We start from the raw sequence: 17,734 nt of genomic DNA, 5'->3' as shown, positions 1-17,734 counted from the left end.
GCTGACGCGACCTTTCTTAAAATCAGGATTCTATTAGGTGTGTCGCACCGCGGCTAGGCTGCCCCATCCAGTCCCAACTGGGAAGCATTAGCCAGCAGGCCTTCGCGACAAATTTTTATATCTTCATCGTTTCCGAGCAATTCGAAACGATATACATAGGGCACCTTACATTTGGCGCTGATGACGTCACCAGCCTTGCCAAAATCGGCGCCGAAGTTGCTATTTCCTCCGGCGATAACCGCCCGAATAAAACTGCGGTTGTGCTCATTATTAAGGAATCTAATTACCTGCACCGGTACGGGCCGGGAGTTTTGGTGGCTAATGGAAGCTCCTCCGCCGTAGGTGGGACACACCAAGACGAAAGGCTCGTTGACCACTAGCGGCTCATCGGTGCGGCGCAGGGGGATTCGCGCGCTAGGGAAACCTAGCTTCTGCACGAACCGGTGCGTATTTTCCGTAGTAGAGGAAAAATACACGACCAACATGACGGCACCTCCCTCCTCGGCTACTTACGCAGAGGCGGCTAGCTCGGCAAGGTTCTTGATGCGGTCGGGGCGGAAGCCGGACCAGTGCCCGCCGTTGGCTTCTACGACGGGTGCTTGGACGTAGCCCAGAGCCATAATGTAGTCACGGGCCTCATCGTCCACGGTGACATCTACCACGTTGTAATCCAGACCCGCGCGGTCAAGGGCCTTCTTGGTGGCATTGCACTGAACGCAAGCAGGCTTGGTGTAGACGGTGATAGACATAATAACTCCCTAAAATCCTTTTGCGAGATAGCTTTTGCTCGTAGAAAGCGGAGGTTCTGACCCCTTTTCAGGCCACTTCCTGCACCGCTCTGAGCGACACCAACGACACTATACTTTGGGGGAATTGACCGCAACTAACACAACATATAGTAGTTACACCCATGATATTCCCAGGAGGGCCAGGGGCGAGACCCCACATGTTGACCGCCCCGGCACCCAACCGTGAAACTACACGCCTGACATTCCTGCGGGTTTACCTTCTATTCACCTAAACATGTGGCAAAGTTCACATTCTGGCGTCGAAGCGTAGAAATAAAAAATCCGCCCCGCTCCAAATTCTCGGAGGAGGCGGACTTTCTTAAGTTTCAATTAGCCCTGACGGGCCTTGAAACGGGGATCCTTCTTGTTGATCACGAAGACCTTACCGTGGCGGCGAATAACCTGGGCGCCCGGCTTCTTCTTCAGCGACCGAAGGGACTTACGGACCTTCATCGGGCGCTCCTTTCGTTATGCGCAATCTACATGCGGTTGAGTAAATAAAGCACGGACTGGGAATCCCCAGCCATGACACGAGGAATAATTTTACCTCACGCGGCCATTAAGACCAAAACACTAGGACTTAATGGGGTGCGGATTCCCGCGAGTAGCGGGATTTCATCTCCTCGCCTACCTCATCCAGGCTACGTCCCATGGTCTCTGGTACCAAAATGCGGGTGTAGCCGATGGCGATGAGCCCCAGCACGCCAAAGACTCCAAAGGCCACCGGGCCGGTGAGCCACTCCACCAGCGGCAGGAAGTACTGGGCCACGGCCCAGTTGGTGGCCCACAGCGAGAGCCCGGCGATGCCCATGCCCAAGCCGCGTACCTGCAGGGGCACGAGCTCCGAGATGAGCAGCCAGGTCGTCGGCGAGACCGCTGCTTGCTGGAAGGCAATGAACGAGGCCATGAATACCAGTGAGACCATCGCCATCGTGGTGGAATCGGCTGCGTGCGAGTACGCCACGGACAAGATGAATAGCGAAATCACGTTGCCGGTCAGGCCGATAAGCAGCAGGCGCTTGCGGCCAATACGGTCGACCACCTTGAGGCCCACCCAGCAGGCGATGACGGAGACCACACCAATGACAATCGAGGTATAGACCGAGTTGGTGGTGGAAATTCCTACCTGGCTCATCATGGTGGGCGCGAAGTAGACGATGGCATTAACGCCAGTAATCTGCTGGGTCAGGCCCATCAGCATGGCGAGCAATACCGTCACTTGCATCCAGCGATTGGCCTTCAGCGCCTTCCACTCGGAGCCGCTGGAACGACGCGCCGTCTCCTGGGAGGTAAGCTCCGCCAGATCCATCCCGGCGCGGCTTGCGACCTCGCGGGCCCGCGACATCTTATTGTGCGTGGCCAACCAGACTGGGGTTTCTGGCAAGAAGATCATCCCCACAGCCAGGGCCGCACCCGGTACGGCCGCAAGTCCCAGCGTCCATTCCCAGCTTTCAGTGGGCGCGAGGGCCGAGTTCACCAGGTAGGCCAGCAACTGGCCTACCACGATCAACAGGGTATTCAGGGAGACCATGCGTCCGCGGATCTTGGCTGGCACCATCTCCGAGATATACATGGGCGAAACAATGGATACCGCACCGACGGCAAAGCCCAGGAAGGTACGGGCCGTGGCTAGCATGGTCACCGAGCCCGCCAGTGCACACCAGATGGAGCCCAAAACAAAGATGATGCCGCCGGCAATCAGCGTAAAGCGGCGGCCAAACCGGTCCGCAATGCGGCCTGCGGTCAAAGCACCTACCGCGGCACCTACCAGCAGCATGGAGGTCACCCACCCCTCTTGGTGGGCTGTCATATTAAATTCCGGGGTGATATACAGCAAAGCACCGGACATCACGCCGGTGTCGTATCCAAATAATAAACCGCCAAGGGCGGCAATTGCTGCAACTACCTTGACATAACTTTCTTTATTCACAGCACGCAATTGTGTCAGGAGACTACGATGAACGTCATGTCACCCGATGCCGAAAACTTGCAACAATCCATCATAAAACAGCTGGATGTACGCCCCTTTATCGATCCAGAAGAGGAAGTTGCCCGCCGCGTAGATTTCCTCGTGGAATACTTGGAACTGACCCGTGCCAAAGGCTACGTGCTAGGCATTTCCGGCGGCCAGGATTCCACCTTGGCGGGAAAGCTCGCCCAGATGGCAGTAGAGCGGGTAGAAGGCGCCGATTTTTGGGCCGTACGCCTGCCCCACGGCACGCAGGCCGATGAGGACGATGCCCAGATCGCCCTTGATTTCATCCACCCCGATCACCGGGTCACCGTTGATATTCAGCCGGCCACCGCGGCGCTGAGCCAAGAAGTGGCGCGCGCGGTGAACCAAGATTCCTTGAATGATTTCAATCGCGGCAATGCCAAGGCGCGCCTGCGCATGACCGCGCAATATGCCATCGCCGGCGAGGTGGGCGCGCTGGTTGTAGGTACGGATCACGCAGCCGAAAACGTCACCGCGTTCTATACCAAGTGGGGCGATGGCGCAGCGGATCTCCTCCCTTTGGCCGGGCTAAATAAGCGCCAAGGCGCGGCATTGCTCAAGCACTTAGGTGCGCCAGAGTCCACGTGGTCCAAGGTCCCTACCGCGGATTTGGAAGACGATAAACCGCAGCTTCCCGATGAAGAGGCGCTCGGCGTCACCTACGCCCACATCGATGACTACTTAGAGGGCAAGGCGGTTCCCGATGCCTCCCGCGAACGCATCGAAACCTTGTGGCACCGAGGTGGCCATAAGCGCCAGATGCCACAGGGTCCAACCAGCTAAGCCAGCGCCTCTAGCGTGGCGAGCGCCGCGCGCTCTAGCGGCCGGTTATACGCCGAGCCGTGGGTGAGCGCGTGTACTGCCAGTGGGTGCAGTTGGTGCATGGGAATCCAGGTCTCAATATCCTGCGGCGCCCCATAGCCGCGGAAGATTTCCTCTATATAGGGCGCGCCGAATAGCGCCAACATGCCCAAATCCGTGTGGGGATGTCCGCCGTGAGCGGCGGGGTCGATCATGATGCCACCCTGGGCATCGAAAAGCAGGTTGCCCGCCCACAGGTCACCGTGGATGCGTGCGGGGGCCACATCCCAGCTGCGGGCGGCGATCGCATCGCAAGCGCGCTTAACCAAGTCCCTTTGCGCGGTACTTATTCCGGCCGGCTCCGCAAAGGGCAGCACGCGCTGCTGGGCATAGAATTCACCCCAGTTATCGGTGGGCGTGCACTCCTGCTCGATGGTGCCGATGAAGTTTTTGCCTTCCCACCCCTCCGGCGCACTGCCAAAGGCCGGCGCCCCAGCGCGGTGCACGCGCGCGAGCTCTGCACCAAATTTTCGCGCGGCCTCTGAAGTGGGCACTACCTCGTTGATGCGTTCTGTAACGATTTCCTTGTCGTCGGCGCTAATTACTGTGGCTACCGCATCCGTGGCTTCACCCAACCACCGGAGGCCGGCAGCCTCAGCACCAGCTTGGTCTTTATCGCTTACTTGCTTCGCAAAGGTCTGCATATTGACCAGCATAACCGCTTCAGTAGCACACCAGGTTAGGACGGAAAAGTGATTACATATCCCACACCCTAATTGACAGCTTTTACCATTTAGTTTATTGGCCTACGGCGCACTAAGATGCTGCATATAAAGCATTTACCGAATGGTAAATTGTCTCTCTCGAATTGAAAAGGATAACTATGATCGGAATTAACAGTATTAAAAAGAAGATCGCCGGTGGTCTCCTCGCACTTGGTGCCGCCTTGACGATGGCCCAGTCTGCCAACGCAGCAGAGCCCCACGGAAAGGAAATGGTCACTTTCGGCGACTCTTTTTCCGCTAACGGCGGCGCCCCTGGGGACCGCGCAGCAGTCAGCCCCTTCTCTATCCCTGGTATTCCAGTCCACACGTGTGGCAATGACACCCACAACTGGCCACACCAAACCGCCCGGAATCTCGGCCACAGCCTTGCGGACTACACATGCAACGGAACCAGTTATTGGGTAGCTGCCCACGTCGAACACGCGATCCGTACCGGAAATATCGGCCCCGATACGAAAGAAGTCGCCTTCATGTATGGCGGCTTACAGCCTGGCTCCTATGTCGATGCACTGGCTAACGCCGCCGCCCCAAATATCCCTAAGGGCTCAACCTACCGCGGATTACTGACCGCACAATTCGATAAAATTCGGTCCGTCGCCCCGAATGCCCGCATCACAATGGTCAACTACATCCCGATGACGGTTAATGACACCCTCTGTGTGATCAATGACGACCGGATGCAGCTGCCACTGTCCATCCCTGGTGTTACTGGCGCCGAAGAAGAGTTCAACCGCGAAATCGGACGTGCCGCAGACTCCCTTGGCGTGAACTTCATCGATCTACACAACCAAGCGAAAACGCACGATCCTTGCCAGCCGGATACCAACCACCGGTGGGCTGTCATTGCTAAGACCCCCACGGCTCCTTCCGTGATGCCTATGCACCCAACTGATGTAGGGCACACAGGAATGGCAGGTATTATTACCAATGGTCTAAGGAACTAGGCCCTACCCCTCCCCTATTCCCAGAAAATAAACGCGGAGTAAAAGTGAAGCGTATTAATAAGCTCGCCGCAGCTGCTACTTTCATCACAGCGCTTGTGGGCACGAGTACCGTTGGCACAGCTGCAGTCCCAGGAACCACTGTTCTCGTTGGTGACAGTATTGTAGCCAACCCAACCTTCACCGACCATGCACTGAACAAGGCACATAAGAAGGCCAATACCGGAGTAGGTTGCGTTACCGATAACGCCATTGCCACTGAGATGAACAATGTTTCCGGTGCACACGTTGACCAGTACCAATGCGCAGGTGCCTCTTTAGCCACTGGCGGTATTCACGTCGATAATTCTCTCCGAAAGGCAGCAGAAGACGGCAACCTCAACCACGAGACCAAAAATGTCGTCATCGTTGCCGGCGCAAATGACACTTACCCCTACAAATCGGATATCGAGGCTTCCGACCGTGCGATTCGCGGTGGTCTCCGCAGTGCACTCGATATAGCCCACCAACATGCGCCAAATGCCAAGGTGACTGTCGTAGGTTACCCGCACATTACCCGGGAGAACACCACTTGCCTGACCTCTTCGATCATTCCCCTGCCTATCGCAGCCGTCTCTGATACAGAGCAGCGCCTGCAAAACACCCTGCGCGAAGTGTCCGAGCAAAACGGCGCAACATTCTTAGATGCACAGCCCATATCTGAAGGACATGACATGTGCTCCCCAGACCGCTGGTGGGTTAACCTCGTTGACCCAGTACCACCAGCTCCCGGCAACCTACCACTGCACCTTAATGCCCACGGCACCGCAGCTTATGGCCAGTTCATCGGCCACGCTCTGCAGTAAGTAGGAAGAAAATATCCCGCATAGTTTTGAACTATGCGGGATATTTTTATGAGTTTTCTGGTTAGTGGTTATTGATCCAATCGATGCCTGCCTGAAATTCAGCACCACCGTACTGCAGGTGCGCAAGTTGTCCGCGCAACAGGTTTATATTATCCATTGGGCCATGCTGCGCAGCCTCACCTACGATCTGCTGCAGAGGAAGCTTGCCGTGTACCGCGTCCACTTCCATGGACGGGGATACCAATCCCAGATATTCCTGTGGGTAGTTACAAATAATATCCTGCGGGTTGCAAACCTCAAGCACGTCAGCCCCCAGTTCGCCGTACCCACCGTCGAGGTGGCCTAGCGCGCCGGTCGCATTGGACATGTCATCGTGATACTGCGCAGCACCATTACCGCCTTGATACGGGTTGGCATAGAGGGCTGCAGATGCAAACCTATCTTTATCAAGTGGTCCGCGCCCGTGCGCTGCATCGTTGATGATGCGTGCGGAAATATCTGCTCCCTCGGAGTAGCCGACCAAGGAAATCTTACTATTCGGGCAATCATTCTGGATTTGCTGGATCTTAGCTGCCGTGCGGTTATATCCTTCGTTAGAAGAGTCAGAATATTTCGACACAGCAAATGGGAAGGCCTGGTAGCCCACAAAGGTGGCGTTCGTATCCGGCTGGAGTCCGAGCTTTACGCCCATCTGTCCGGTAATCAGACCGTGCGGAACATCCGAAGGTGCTGACGGAATAGTATTCGCTCCGCCAGGAACAAAAACGACCTGCTGATTAGCACACGTCGGAGCAGACATTGGGTTCCCAGGAATCGCCGCAGTGGCGGCGGGAGCAGAAAGTGCAAGTGCGGCTGCAGAGATTGCGCCAGCAGCCGCAGCTTTCACAGTAAGATCCATATGATTTCCCATTTTCAAAAAGGTTCCAACGGTTTACACGGGTTACATTACATGATTCTTTGCTAACAGGCGACACCACCAACACACGGTGAACCAGACGTGTTTTCGCATAAAAAATCCCGAGTCACCGTTCTTCAACGATGCCTCGGGACACTATATTGTGGAGCTAACGGGATTCGAACCCGTGACCCCCACACTGCCAGTGTGGTGCGCTACCAGCTGCGCCATAGCCCCATATACGAGGTGCAACCCTGTGGGCCGCAACTCGTATGAATATACATGGCGAGTATTTAACTCACCAAATCGCCTGCTACTTGGTGGCGACGTCTACCCAGTCATTCAAAGACTGACCAGAATCCTTATCCGGAATATCCTTGCCGTTTTGGACAACGCGCGGCGAGGAAACGGAGTCGGTTTCCTTTTTCAGCTTGTCTGAGTTTGCCTTGCCAACCTTATTACCTTGCTCGATATCCACGTTCTTGATGGAATCAACCACGGCATCCTCGGCGCCGAGCTCCTTCGCTTGGTCAGCGATGTCCTCGATGTCCCACTTGGTGGCAACGCTCTGCTGGTTCTGCATCATGTAGTCGCGCAAATTCCAGTAGGTCTTCACATCGCCGGACTTAGCTAGTTCCGACAAGGCTGCCGCAGCCTTAGTGGAGTAGCCATCATTGTTTTCATCACGCACCTTGTCCAAGAAATTCAGTGTGCGCACGTGGACGACCAGCTTGCCATCCTCAATCGCCTGCTTCATCTCCTCATCGGTGCTTTCCGCCAACTCCGCGCAGTGGGGGCAGGAGAAGTCTTCGTAGAGATCTACTTCTGGAGTATCGTCATTGGCCGCATCGGACTTCAGGGTAATCGCGTTGTCCTTATAGTCCATGGACATATTGACCTCGATTTCATTGGCTTGCTTGCCATTCCACACGATGTAGCCAATGACCACGGCGATAATAACGAGGAGGACGCCGACGCCCCAGATGAAACCATTGCCAGACTTGGCATTTGGGTCACTTACTTTGCTCATTTAAACCTTGCCTGTTGATACTTTCGGACTCTTTCAACCTACTGTGCCCACCACTACGGGTGGAGCGCAAATTTCGTGAACGGGCGTTTGATGGTCCATGCGGTAAGGGCGAGGAAGGCGGCATCGCGAAGCAGCGTCAGCCCGTAGTTCATGCCGGGCTCCGCAGCAGCATCACCAGCACCAAAGCACCCGCAATCGATGTCCAGCCCACGCAGCCATGCCTGGAGAATGCCGACCATGAAAAGCACCATGACCACGGCCGCAACTTTGGAGGACTCGCGGAGGAAAATCCCCAGCAGAAGGAGCATTCCGCCCACCAGCTCTAGCGGGCCAATGAGCTGGACCAAATACCCAGACCATTCGGGCGTGAAAATCTCATAGGCCTCGATAGATTGCATGGTGTCCAGCGGGTGGGCCATCTTCTCTACGCCGGCGATGATCCACACCGCGGCCATGCCAAAGCGAGCAATAAAGCTCACCACATCAAACGTCTTGTTCACGCCGATTAGTTTAGCGTTTAACCTCCCTTTTTCAGATACAATGCCCTGTGCTTTTCCTGAGACTTCGCCCACTATGATGGGCCCCATGCCGCACTTCCTCATCGCCGGGTCCGGTGCCGCGCTCGGCGCCGGTGCCCGCTATCTCTTAACTATCGCGCTCGGCGGCGGGCTGATCCCGCTGCTTATCCTCAACATCGTCGGCAGCGCGCTGATGGGATATACCCGCCCCGGGCCTTTCTGGGGCACCGGATTCTTGGGCGGTTTTACCAGCTTTGCTGGCTTTGCTTTCTTCACCGCAGATTCCCACTGGAGCATCGCCCTGGCCTATGTCGCGGCCACGCTCGTGGGCTGCACCGCCGCCTACCTCGCTGGGGATAAGCTGCGATGAACCTGCTCTTCGTCCTTATCGGCGGTTTTCTCGGCGGCGCGGCGCGCTACGGTTTTACCCGCCTGCTGCCCTCGCCGTATTGCACCTTCGTATCCAATATCCTGGGCTCCTTGGTTTTTGGCTTGGCGGTGGGCTTTTCGCAGCTTGCCGATGCCCCCTTCACCCATCCCCTCTTCGCCCTCGGCCTCGCCGGTGGACTTTCCACCTGGTCCACCATGGCGAAAGAGCTAGGGGAAATGGTCAAACAGCGGCAATGGTGGCCCCTATGCAAATACCTCTTTTGGACCATCGGGATCGGAGTGGTTTTAGCCTGGCGCGGGGTGATGTGGGCTGGACTTATCTATCACGGGATCTAGGTACGCAATTCCCAGCTCGCTCCTAGATAGATTGGACCAGCGCAGGCCTACGATTTCTCTGTGTGAACTTCTTTATGAACCTGCCATTGGCCGAGCCCGTCAACGGCGTCATATTCCTCCTCATCCTCGCGGTAGCGGCGATCGTTGTTATCACCCAAAAGAAAATCTGGCCGATACTTTTCGCCCTCGTCCTCTGCGCCATTGGGTGGTTCTTCCTCCGGCACTGGGAAGTACCCTGGCACATCTATCTAGCCGCGGTAGTTCCCTTGGCCGCACTCCTGCGCAGGCCCAAGGTGATCACGGTCGTGGTGGGAATCTTTTCCCTCTTGGCCACCGTCGGGCTAGTCAATATGGAATATCAAACCTATCCAGACGTCGGCTCCCTCGACCCGCGCCCTGTGGCGAAGGAAATGGACTATGACGAGTTCACCACCACCCATTCCGGCGCCGCCCTCGTCCACGTCGATCTGCCCAGCGCAACGTCCCACTTCTCCGCGCGCACCGCCACCGCGTATATCCCGCCCGCATACTGGACGGATCACAACCTCCCGGTTCTGGTCCTTCTCCACGGCAACCCCGGCGGCCCGGATCAATGGTTTGGTTCGGGCGAAGCGGACGAAACCGCCGATCAATTCCAAGCGGCCAATGGCGGGCGCAGCCCCATCGTCATCGCCGTCGATGCCACCGGTTCCGAGACCGCGAACCCCATCTGCGCCGATAGCGATGTCGCCCAAGTCATGACCTACCTCACCCGCGATGTTCCCAAAGATATAAAGTCAAAGTTCCAAGTCAACAACGATCAGCACACCTGGACCGTTGGCGGGCTAAGTTACGGCGGCACCTGCGCGCTGCAAATAGCTACCACCCATCCGAATGCCTACGGCTCCGTTATCGATATCTCCGGCGAGGCCGAGCCGACCATTGGCAACCATTCCGCCACCGTTAATAAGTTTTTCCACGGCGATGAATCCGCCTATAACAACCAAGACCCCGCCTACCTCTTGGAGCGCAACCGCTACGACAACCTTCAGGCCATCTTCATCGCCGGTGATGACGATGCCGCATCCGTCAACGCCCTGCGCTCGCTATCAGATAAAGCTCGGGCAGCCGGAATGAAAACCTATTACGGCACGCGGCCGGGTGGGCACTCCTTCCAGGTCTGGCGCCCCGCGCTACGCGAATCCTTTGCTTGGGCCGCTGCCCGCGGCGGCATCAAGGTAGAAACAGATCCGTTCGATGGGATTAACAATGTCCATTCTTAAAAAGCTTCCCGTTTCCATCGCTCTGCTGGCCATCATGTGGTCGCTACACCTCGTCGATTTTCCCCTCAAACCGTGGCTTGCGCTCACCACCGCTCACCCGGGTGCTTCCATCATCATTACCGTGCTCATCGCCACCTGGCTCGCCCCGGCCGAGTGGCTCCTCGGTTCCACCTATACCCTCACCACCGGGCTGGCGGCGACGGCGATTGGAGTGCCGATAACGCTGGGCATCGCCAAGCACTGGCCCAATAGCACCGACTTCCTCAGTCCGATTGGATTCATCGTAGGCGCGGCCGGGTTCGCCTCCGCGTTCATGCCCCGCCTGTGGCGCCGCCGCCTCCGAATTTCCATTCTTTCCCTGACCGCCACGTACGTGCTGTACGCGGGCGCGCTTTCCGATGTCCTCGGTATCACTACCGCCGCCCTATCCATCGCCGCCGGCCAGCTGCTCGCCAAACCCGCACCCGGTACGCCGACCGTCCGCGAACAACGCGTGCTCATCGCCGTCTGCGTCGCCTGCGTTGCGATAGGCCCCGCCTTCATCGCCCTGGATCCGTTGGCGCAAGGCCCATTTTCCGATGTCACGCGCCTGCTCTGGCAAGATAGCCGCGGAATCGGGCCCGTGGTAGCCAACCTGTTGCCACTCATCCTGCAACTCGTCTTTTGCTTCGGCCTCGTGCGCGGGCGCATCACCGCCTGGAGGCTCGCGGTCTTATCGCAGGTAGCGGCCCTTGCCCTGCTTGCCTATAGGCTTTCTTTCCTCCCCGAGCTCATCCCTGTCACGCTGCCTTGGCTTAGCGTGCTCGCAATCCTGCTCATTAACCGGCGGCTGTTTCCCACCCACGAAAACCGCGCCTATCTCCTGCGCACCGCTCTGTTAAGCGCTGGCATCGCCGCATGCGGTTCGGTGCTCTGGATTCTCATCGCGCAGCTGCACGCCCCGCTGCCGAACGTGCTCGCTGAAACCCCGTTGCGCTTCCTGCCCACCGTGGTGGCCCTGATACTTCCCCACCACGTAATCCCCACGTCCTCCCTTACCTGGTTTCTCTACGAGTGGATAGGAAATGCCTTTTGGATCTTCGTGGCCTTCCGCCTCTATCGCGGCTTCTCCCGGCCCACCGATCCAGCAAACGCGGCAGATATCCGCACCGCGCGCCGCCTGCTCGAATCCGGCACGGGCGACCACCTCTCCTTTATGACCCTGTGGAAATCCAACCGCTACTTCTTCCACGGCGATTCCTACGTGGCCTACCGCGTCTCCAACGGCGTCGCCCTCACCCTAGGCACACCCGTGGGCCGCGATATCAGCACCGAATTCGCCACCTTCGCCTCCAACCAGGGTTGGTCCGTGGCTTGGTATTCCGTCAACGCGGACTTCGCCGCCGCCCACCCAGAACTCAAGCGCGTCCACGTTGCCGAAGAGGCCGTCTTGCCCTGCCGCACAGAGTTCAAGGGAAAGAAATTCCAGAACGTGCGCACCGCCCGCAATAAAGCAACCAAGGAAGGAATTCGCACCCGCTGGACCAGTTGGGCTGAACTCGACCTGACCACCATCGCCAAGATCACCGCGCTCAGCGAGGAATGGGTAGCAGAAAAGGCGCTGCCCGAAATGGGATTTACCTTAGGCGGGCTAGAAGAGATGAAGGTCCCCGGCACTCGCCTGCTGCTTGCCGAAGCCCAGGACGGCACCCTCCACGGCGTCACCAGCTGGATGCCTGTCTTCGAAAACGGCTCCATCGCGGGCTATACCCTCGACGTCATGCGCCGCAACGAGCACGGTTTCAAGGGAGTTATGGAACTGCTCATCTCAGAAGCCTTGCTCATCGCACACTCCGAGGGCTCTACCTGGATCTCCTTATCCGGCGCCCCTCTGGCCGGGCAAGCACCGTCGCCCTCCTGGCTCGACAATCTCTTGCAGCGCCTAGGCAATGAGGTCGAGCCCTTCTACGGATTCCACAGCCTGGCGGCAAGCAAAAAGAAGTTCCAGCCCGAAGAGCACCCATGGTTCCTGTGCTACGACGACGAGCTGAAACTTCCTAATATCGGTCTAGCGACGATGCACGCCTACCTTCCAGACCTCAAGACCACGGATGCGGTCAAGGCCTGGATATCCAGGCATTAATCCGCAATCGCCTCCAGCGGCGGCGTCTTTGCCGCGCGTTGCGATGGCCATACCGCTGCAATGATGCCCACAACTGCGGATCCCAGCAGCATGGTTACCAACATGCCCCACGGAACCTCGGCGCCGCCAAGGCCCTGATCATTCAAGATCTCAATGAAGGACCACCCCAAGCCGAGGCCAATGAGAATGCCCATGATTGCGCCGAAAAGCGAAATCTGGACCGACTCCAGAGTGATCATCCTGCGAATTTGGCGGCGCTGCGTACCCACCGCACGCAACATGCCGATCTCCTGGCGGCGCTCGATAACGCCCAAGGTCAAGGTATTGACAATGCCCAGTACCGCGATGATCACGGCTAGTGCAAGAAGACCGTAGAGAATGGCCAGCATCTGGTCAATGAAGCCAGCAGCCTGACCCGCATATTCCTTACCGGTATTGACCTGTACCACCACGAGATCCTTGACAGCATCCTCGAGGTTCTGGCGCAACTCTTCCTTGTCATAGCCTTCTTGGCCTAATACGCCCACCATCTGCACGGAGAATTCACCGTCAGCGGCGACCTGTTCTGCCACGTCCTGCGAAACCACCATATTTTGAATGGTCTCGATGGGCTCAAAGGTACCGACCAGTTTCGCTTCCGCGGTCTTGCCTGGTTCGCTTCCGGTGACCTCGTAGGTTTCTCCTACCTTCCAGCCATTTTCTTTGGCGAAGTCTTCTGTGGCGGCAAAGCCACCTTCAATATTGGCATCGCCTTCCACCATGTTCATCGCCAGCATCGCGGTCGGGTCAGCATCTACCGTCACGGTGAACAAACCGCCGGCGCCAAAGTCCAAGGAGGCCTGACCGTCCACGGCAACCGGGGCCGAGCCAACGGTAATGACCTTATCCACACCGTCTGCCTCTGCGGCACGCGCACCGGTTTCCTTCGGCGTCGGGAAGCTTCCGGAGCTTGGACCGAACAAAATATAGTCCGATGTAATAGTTTGGTCCACCGTATCCGAGATGGAAGCCTTCATCGTCTGCCCCAGCATGCCGATGCTCGTGACCAATGCCACACCCAGGGTTAGGGCAAAGGCCGTAGCGGCGGTGCGGCGCGGGTTACGCCGCGAGTTAGTAGCAGCCAGCTTGCCGATGGACCCGAAAGGCGCACCAATAGCCTTGCCCAGTGTTGGCACCAGTGGCAAAGAGAGCGCGGGCCCAGCCAGGAAGAAACCAATAATTACTCCGACGGCGCCGAGGCCGACGAGAATGGCGCGGACGTTCGTTTCGGCATCGCTAAGCACGCCCGCAAACGCCGCAATAATACCGCCGATCATGAGGATCGCACCGAAAATCGTGCGGACCTTTAAAGAAGAGCCGGAGGCAGACTCCGTCGTGCGCATCGCCTCGACCGGTTCCACAGCACCCGCGCGCCGCGCAGGAGCCCACGCGGAGACCACGGTGACAATCGTGCCCAAAATAATGGGGACCACCACGGCCGCAACACTCAAGCCCAAGCCGCCGCCGATGTCCATACCGTTGGCGCCCATAATTGCCTTGATAACAGCGACTAATCCCACGCCGGCAAGAACACCGACGATGGAACCCAGTACGCCAACGATGACAGATTCCACCACAACAGAATTGGTGATCTGGCGACGCGAAGCGCCCAAAGCGCGCAGCAGAGCAAACTCCTTAATGCGCTGGGCCACGATCATGGAAAACGTATTGGCAATAATAAAGGTACCCACCAACAAGGCGATAAGACCAAAGGCAACGAGGAAGTAGTTCACAAACTTCAAGGCCTCAGTCATTGCTTCACTGGTTTGCTCTGCCAGACGCTCGCCGGACTCGGCTTTGATGTCGAACTTGTCATTGAGGTCATCGACAAGCGCATTCGCATCTACGCCATCAGCGGCAGAGACCTTCAGCTGGGAGGGATCACCAAATCGTCCTAGGTAATCAACCTCGCCCATCCGCAGCTCGATGCTATCGCCCTGCTCCACCGGCGGCTCCACGATGCCTGTGACCCTAACCTCATCCTGGCTATCCGGATGAACCACCAAAAGCTTCTGGCCAACGGAAATATCGTATTTCTCCGCAGCAGAGGAATTGATCGTTACCTCATCTATGGCTTTTGGCTCATCGCCTTCAACCAGCTCACTAGATCCACCGACGGTTTTATCCGCGGGGTAATACGGCACAAGGCTCGCAGTACCACTTTGGGTTTGGAAAGCCTCCGAATTTTCATCGGCAACAACCACGGTCTGCGAGTCAGCGACGTTGATGTTTTTAACCGCGGGATCATCAAGCAGCTGTTGGCGCAGCACTTCATCCAGCTTCTGGTCACTATCATCGTTCTCACTAACTACTGCGTCTACACCGCGGAATTGGTTATCCACCGCGGAATCAAAAGTAGCCTTCAAAGAGTTAGTGAACATGAAAGAGCCAGCAATAAAGGCGGTGCCTAAAACCACCGCCAAAATTGTCAGCCCAAGGCGCAACTTATGCGCCAAAATATTGCGCACGGACACCCTGCGCATTGCGTTTCCGCGTGCCATTTAACCCTCAATCTCTGCCATTACATTGTGAATGGCCTCCATCATCGGATCCTGCAGTTCGTTAACGAGCTTGCCGTCAGCAAGGAAAACTACGCGATCAGCATAAGACGCCGCCTTGGCATCATGCGTCACAATGACCACAGTCTGGTCATCCTGATCCACCGCAGTGCGCAGAATATCCAGCACCTCAGCCGAAGAATTGGAGTCCAAGTTACCCGTAGGCTCATCTCCAAAAATAATCTCCGGCCGCGACACTAAAGCGCGAGCACATGCCACACGCTGCTGCTGACCACCAGACAATTCCGCCGGACGGTGCTCCAAACGCTCCGCCAGCCCCAAGCGGCGGGTGACTTCTTCAAACCATTGCTTGTCGACGTCCTTACCTGCAATGTCCGTCGGCAGCGAAATGTTTTCCGCAGCCGTCAAGGTAGGAACCAAGTTGAAAGACTGGAAAATGAATCCCAGGCGATCACGGCGCAGCGCCGTAATGTCTTTGTCATTGAGATGAGACATATCGGTATCCCCGATGAACGCCGAACCAGAAGTAGCAGAGTCTAAGCCTGCCATCGTGTGCATCAACGTCGACTTGCCCGAACCCGAGGGGCCCATAATGGCCGTGAATTGGTTCTTTCCAAACTCGATGGACACGTGATCAAGGGCGATAACGGCTGTGTCATCGCTTCCGTATTGTTTAAACAAGTCAACGGCGCGTGCCGCGGCATCAGTCATAAAGCGTGTTCTCCTTGTAAATGGGAAATTACCTTTCTACATAGTAACCCGCTCATTCGCTGCGTCCCATCATCCCATGGGCTGAATTGGGCGCACTGGTGTGGTGGTGCTGGGGTGGTGGTTCTTATTTTTTGTTGTTGTGTTTGTTTCTTTTGTGTGTGAGGAATTGTTTCCAGGTGTAGTGCCAGTGTGTGTTTGTGGTGGCTAGTGGTCCTTTCGGGTGGTCTGTTTGGTAGGTTCCGTCGGTGTGTAGCCAGGCGATGGTGCCGGTTATTGGGTCCATGATGTAGTGGACTCGTTTGTCGGTTTTGATGTTGTGGTGGTGTTGGCACAGGGTGACGAGGTTGTCGGGGCTGGTGGGTCCGCCGTTGTTGTATTCGATGCGGTGGTCGAGTTGGCATTTGTGTGCTGGTGTGGTGCAGCCGGGCCAGCGGCAGGTGAGGTCTCTGCCTTGTGTGTAGGCGCGGATGTGGCTGGTGGGCTGGTAGCCCGGGGTTTCTTCTGGTTTAAGTTGTCGGGTGAAGGTGTCGATGTTTTCTAGGTTGGTGATGCTGGACCAGCCGTAGCCTGGGAAATACACTTTCGCCTCACCAGCACCAGCACCAGCACCGGCACCGGCGGCGTTATTGTCGCCGGTGGTGTCGGTGGTGAAGGTATTAATCGCGACTTTGGTATGCGTGTTGTCCAGGATGAGTTGAATTAAGGCTTCACCGGCACCGCACCTGTTGTTGTCTGCTTGGGTGTCGATATGGCGGGCGATGATGGCAGCAGTAGCTTTATCACACGTCAAACTAATCGTGGCCCGGTTATTATGCACAGCTACGTTAAGGGCAGGCTCGACCTCGTCAGTATCGTCGACTGCTAGCTGATGGGTGTCGATGAAGTCTCGGATAAACCGGCGGATTTCCGCCACAGTGGGCACATGCTGGCTGGGTGCTGTCGGTGTGAGAAAATCTGCCAGGGCGGCATCGACTAGGCCTATGTGTTCGTGGTTGTCGCCTACACGTTCTATTTCCCGGTCGATAACCCTAAGGCGTGGTGTATCTAGTATCCATTGCTGCCTGTTGGTGGCTGTAACCAGCGGTAGTTCCTGCATGCGGAAGTGTGCCCTAATAATGCCAGATAGGATGCTATAGGTTAGGCCTAGGTCTTTAGCCAAGCTGGTCAGTGTCAGATCCACGTCATCATCTAAGTCCGGAAGTAGTGATTGGTAGAACAACCAGGAGTTCTTCCTAGCCTTAACTCCAGCTGCAGCAATAGGGTTATGTGGTGTGTTGGTGGCATAAAAGACTACCGGTACATCTGCCTCACCATCAGTAGCGGTGTTGTAGTCTAGTGACTCGCCGGCTGGACGGGTATCCCCCGTTATGATGTCGCCTACTGGATCGTGGCCTGTTGTGGTGGGTGGTGGTGTGCTACTTGTCATCGTGTTAGTACCCCGATTACTCCACATGAATGGTCGAATGTGCTTTCGTCTAACTAGGCATCAGACTACCCACCCGAAAAGACACCAGGGGTAAAACCCACACACCCGACACGCATAACCCCTGTTCGGCAGAGTACACGTCGCAAATATCAGCGGGGGTAAAACGACGGAAAGTCCCCGAAACACCAACCACCCACAATTATTCGGGGTGGTGGTCTTTCGGGGACTACCAGAATCGATATGGAATTATCTTTTTGTTGTTTGGTGTCGGCGGTGACTTACTCTCCCACAACCTCCCGGTTGCAGTACCATCAGCGTGTACAGGCTTAG

At 56.8% G+C, this 17,734-nt stretch carries 18 protein-coding genes and 1 tRNA gene; 7 read left to right on the top strand and 12 right to left on the bottom strand.

The genetic code is table 11. From position 1 onward, the window contains the following. Positions 1 to 53: 53 nt before the first annotated feature. The 4 genes from nrdI to ABRP66_RS08685 all read right to left on the bottom strand — a co-directional run bounded on the left by nrdI (position 54) and on the right by ABRP66_RS08685 (position 2,718). Complete coding sequence (gene nrdI, locus ABRP66_RS08700) at positions 54 to 485, bottom strand: class Ib ribonucleoside-diphosphate reductase assembly flavoprotein NrdI (protein ID WP_284771044.1); 432 nt, start codon at positions 483 to 485, stop codon at positions 54 to 56. A 24-nt stretch (positions 486 to 509) separates the two neighbouring features. Continuing rightward, on the bottom strand, positions 510 to 749 hold the full coding sequence (gene nrdH, locus ABRP66_RS08695; protein ID WP_284771043.1) for a glutaredoxin-like protein NrdH: 240 nt from the start codon (positions 747 to 749) through the stop codon (positions 510 to 512). A gap of 369 nt (positions 750 to 1,118) precedes the next feature. Then, complete coding sequence (ykgO, locus tag ABRP66_RS08690) at positions 1,119 to 1,241, bottom strand: type B 50S ribosomal protein L36 (protein WP_003847162.1); 123 nt, start codon at positions 1,239 to 1,241, stop codon at positions 1,119 to 1,121. A 127-nt stretch (positions 1,242 to 1,368) separates the two neighbouring features. Beyond that, on the bottom strand, positions 1,369 to 2,718 hold the full coding sequence (locus tag ABRP66_RS08685) for a sugar porter family MFS transporter (RefSeq protein ID WP_349838577.1): 1,350 nt from the start codon (positions 2,716 to 2,718) through the stop codon (positions 1,369 to 1,371). 27 nt (positions 2,719 to 2,745) lie between these two features. Here ABRP66_RS08685 and nadE point away from each other — a divergent pair, with 27 nt between their 5' ends. Beyond that, positions 2,746 to 3,567: an NAD(+) synthase gene (gene nadE / locus ABRP66_RS08680; RefSeq protein ID WP_284771041.1), complete on the top strand. Its 822-nt coding sequence runs from the start codon at positions 2,746 to 2,748 to the stop codon at positions 3,565 to 3,567. Here nadE and ABRP66_RS08675 read toward each other — a convergent pair. Continuing rightward, a complete protein-coding gene (locus tag ABRP66_RS08675) occupies positions 3,564 to 4,301 on the bottom strand; it encodes a fructosamine kinase family protein (RefSeq protein ID WP_284771040.1) in 738 nt (245 codons plus the stop codon). The genes nadE and ABRP66_RS08675 overlap by 4 nt on opposite strands. A gap of 167 nt (positions 4,302 to 4,468) precedes the next feature. On the opposite strand from ABRP66_RS08675, the gene ABRP66_RS08670 reads away from it, so the two are divergent. Together ABRP66_RS08670 and ABRP66_RS08665 are read left to right on the top strand one after the other, a co-directional pair. Beyond that, the gene (locus ABRP66_RS08670; protein WP_284771039.1) at positions 4,469 to 5,314 is read left to right on the top strand and encodes a GDSL-type esterase/lipase family protein; all 846 of its coding nucleotides are present in this window, start codon (positions 4,469 to 4,471) and stop codon (positions 5,312 to 5,314) included. Between the two features lie 44 nt (positions 5,315 to 5,358). Next, positions 5,359 to 6,156: a GDSL-type esterase/lipase family protein gene (locus ABRP66_RS08665; protein WP_349838576.1), complete on the top strand. Its 798-nt coding sequence runs from the start codon at positions 5,359 to 5,361 to the stop codon at positions 6,154 to 6,156. Between the two features lie 61 nt (positions 6,157 to 6,217). Here the strand turns inward: ABRP66_RS08665 and ABRP66_RS08660 are convergent, their stop codons facing one another. The 4 genes from ABRP66_RS08660 to ABRP66_RS08645 all read right to left on the bottom strand — a co-directional run bounded on the left by ABRP66_RS08660 (position 6,218) and on the right by ABRP66_RS08645 (position 8,581). Then, positions 6,218 to 7,042: a cutinase family protein gene (locus tag ABRP66_RS08660; protein ID WP_284854035.1), complete on the bottom strand. Its 825-nt coding sequence runs from the start codon at positions 7,040 to 7,042 to the stop codon at positions 6,218 to 6,220. Between the two features lie 173 nt (positions 7,043 to 7,215). Continuing rightward, positions 7,216 to 7,288 (bottom strand) — tRNA-Ala (locus tag ABRP66_RS08655). Positions 7,289 to 7,364: 76 nt separating this feature from the next. Further along, positions 7,365 to 8,081, bottom strand: coding sequence for a DsbA family protein (locus ABRP66_RS08650; protein ID WP_284771036.1), 717 nt, complete (start codon positions 8,079 to 8,081; stop codon positions 7,365 to 7,367). A 53-nt stretch (positions 8,082 to 8,134) separates the two neighbouring features. After that, positions 8,135 to 8,581, bottom strand: coding sequence for a MauE/DoxX family redox-associated membrane protein (locus ABRP66_RS08645; protein ID WP_284771035.1), 447 nt, complete (start codon positions 8,579 to 8,581; stop codon positions 8,135 to 8,137). A gap of 85 nt (positions 8,582 to 8,666) precedes the next feature. Between ABRP66_RS08645 and ABRP66_RS08640 the strand changes: the two genes are divergently transcribed. The 4 genes from ABRP66_RS08640 (at position 8,667) to ABRP66_RS08625 (ending at position 12,709) form a co-directional block, all read left to right on the top strand. Then, complete coding sequence (locus tag ABRP66_RS08640; RefSeq protein WP_239270137.1) at positions 8,667 to 8,969, top strand: fluoride efflux transporter family protein; 303 nt, start codon at positions 8,667 to 8,669, stop codon at positions 8,967 to 8,969. Further along, complete coding sequence (locus ABRP66_RS08635) at positions 8,966 to 9,325, top strand: fluoride efflux transporter FluC (RefSeq protein ID WP_239270136.1); 360 nt, start codon at positions 8,966 to 8,968, stop codon at positions 9,323 to 9,325. Before ABRP66_RS08640 ends, ABRP66_RS08635 begins: the two co-directional genes overlap by 4 nt. A gap of 62 nt (positions 9,326 to 9,387) precedes the next feature. After that, a complete protein-coding gene (locus ABRP66_RS08630) occupies positions 9,388 to 10,587 on the top strand; it encodes an alpha/beta hydrolase (RefSeq protein ID WP_284771034.1) in 1,200 nt (399 codons plus the stop codon). Further along, positions 10,574 to 12,709, top strand: coding sequence for a bifunctional lysylphosphatidylglycerol flippase/synthetase MprF (locus ABRP66_RS08625; protein ID WP_284771033.1), 2,136 nt, complete (start codon positions 10,574 to 10,576; stop codon positions 12,707 to 12,709). Before ABRP66_RS08630 ends, ABRP66_RS08625 begins: the two co-directional genes overlap by 14 nt. Here ABRP66_RS08625 and ABRP66_RS08620 read toward each other — a convergent pair. The 3 genes from ABRP66_RS08620 to ABRP66_RS08610 all read right to left on the bottom strand — a co-directional run bounded on the left by ABRP66_RS08620 (position 12,706) and on the right by ABRP66_RS08610 (position 17,074). Further along, entirely contained in the window at positions 12,706 to 15,249 is a 2,544-nt protein-coding gene (locus tag ABRP66_RS08620) for an ABC transporter permease (protein ID WP_349838573.1), read from the bottom strand. The two genes, ABRP66_RS08625 and ABRP66_RS08620, sit on opposite strands and share 4 nt — an antisense overlap. Beyond that, a complete protein-coding gene (locus tag ABRP66_RS08615; RefSeq protein WP_349838571.1) occupies positions 15,250 to 15,978 on the bottom strand; it encodes an ABC transporter ATP-binding protein in 729 nt (242 codons plus the stop codon). It abuts the gene before it with no gap. A 124-nt stretch (positions 15,979 to 16,102) separates the two neighbouring features. Beyond that, positions 16,103 to 17,074, bottom strand: coding sequence for an HNH endonuclease signature motif containing protein (locus ABRP66_RS08610; RefSeq protein ID WP_349838570.1), 972 nt, complete (start codon positions 17,072 to 17,074; stop codon positions 16,103 to 16,105). Positions 17,075 to 17,734: the final 660 nt, after the last annotated feature.

The organism is Corynebacterium sp. KPL2680 (assembly GCF_040225675.1).
Lineage (GTDB): Bacteria > Actinomycetota > Actinomycetes > Mycobacteriales > Mycobacteriaceae > Corynebacterium > Corynebacterium rhinophilum.
Note: the sequence above shows the minus strand (reverse complement) of the source record. Positions and strands in the feature narration are given on the sequence as shown.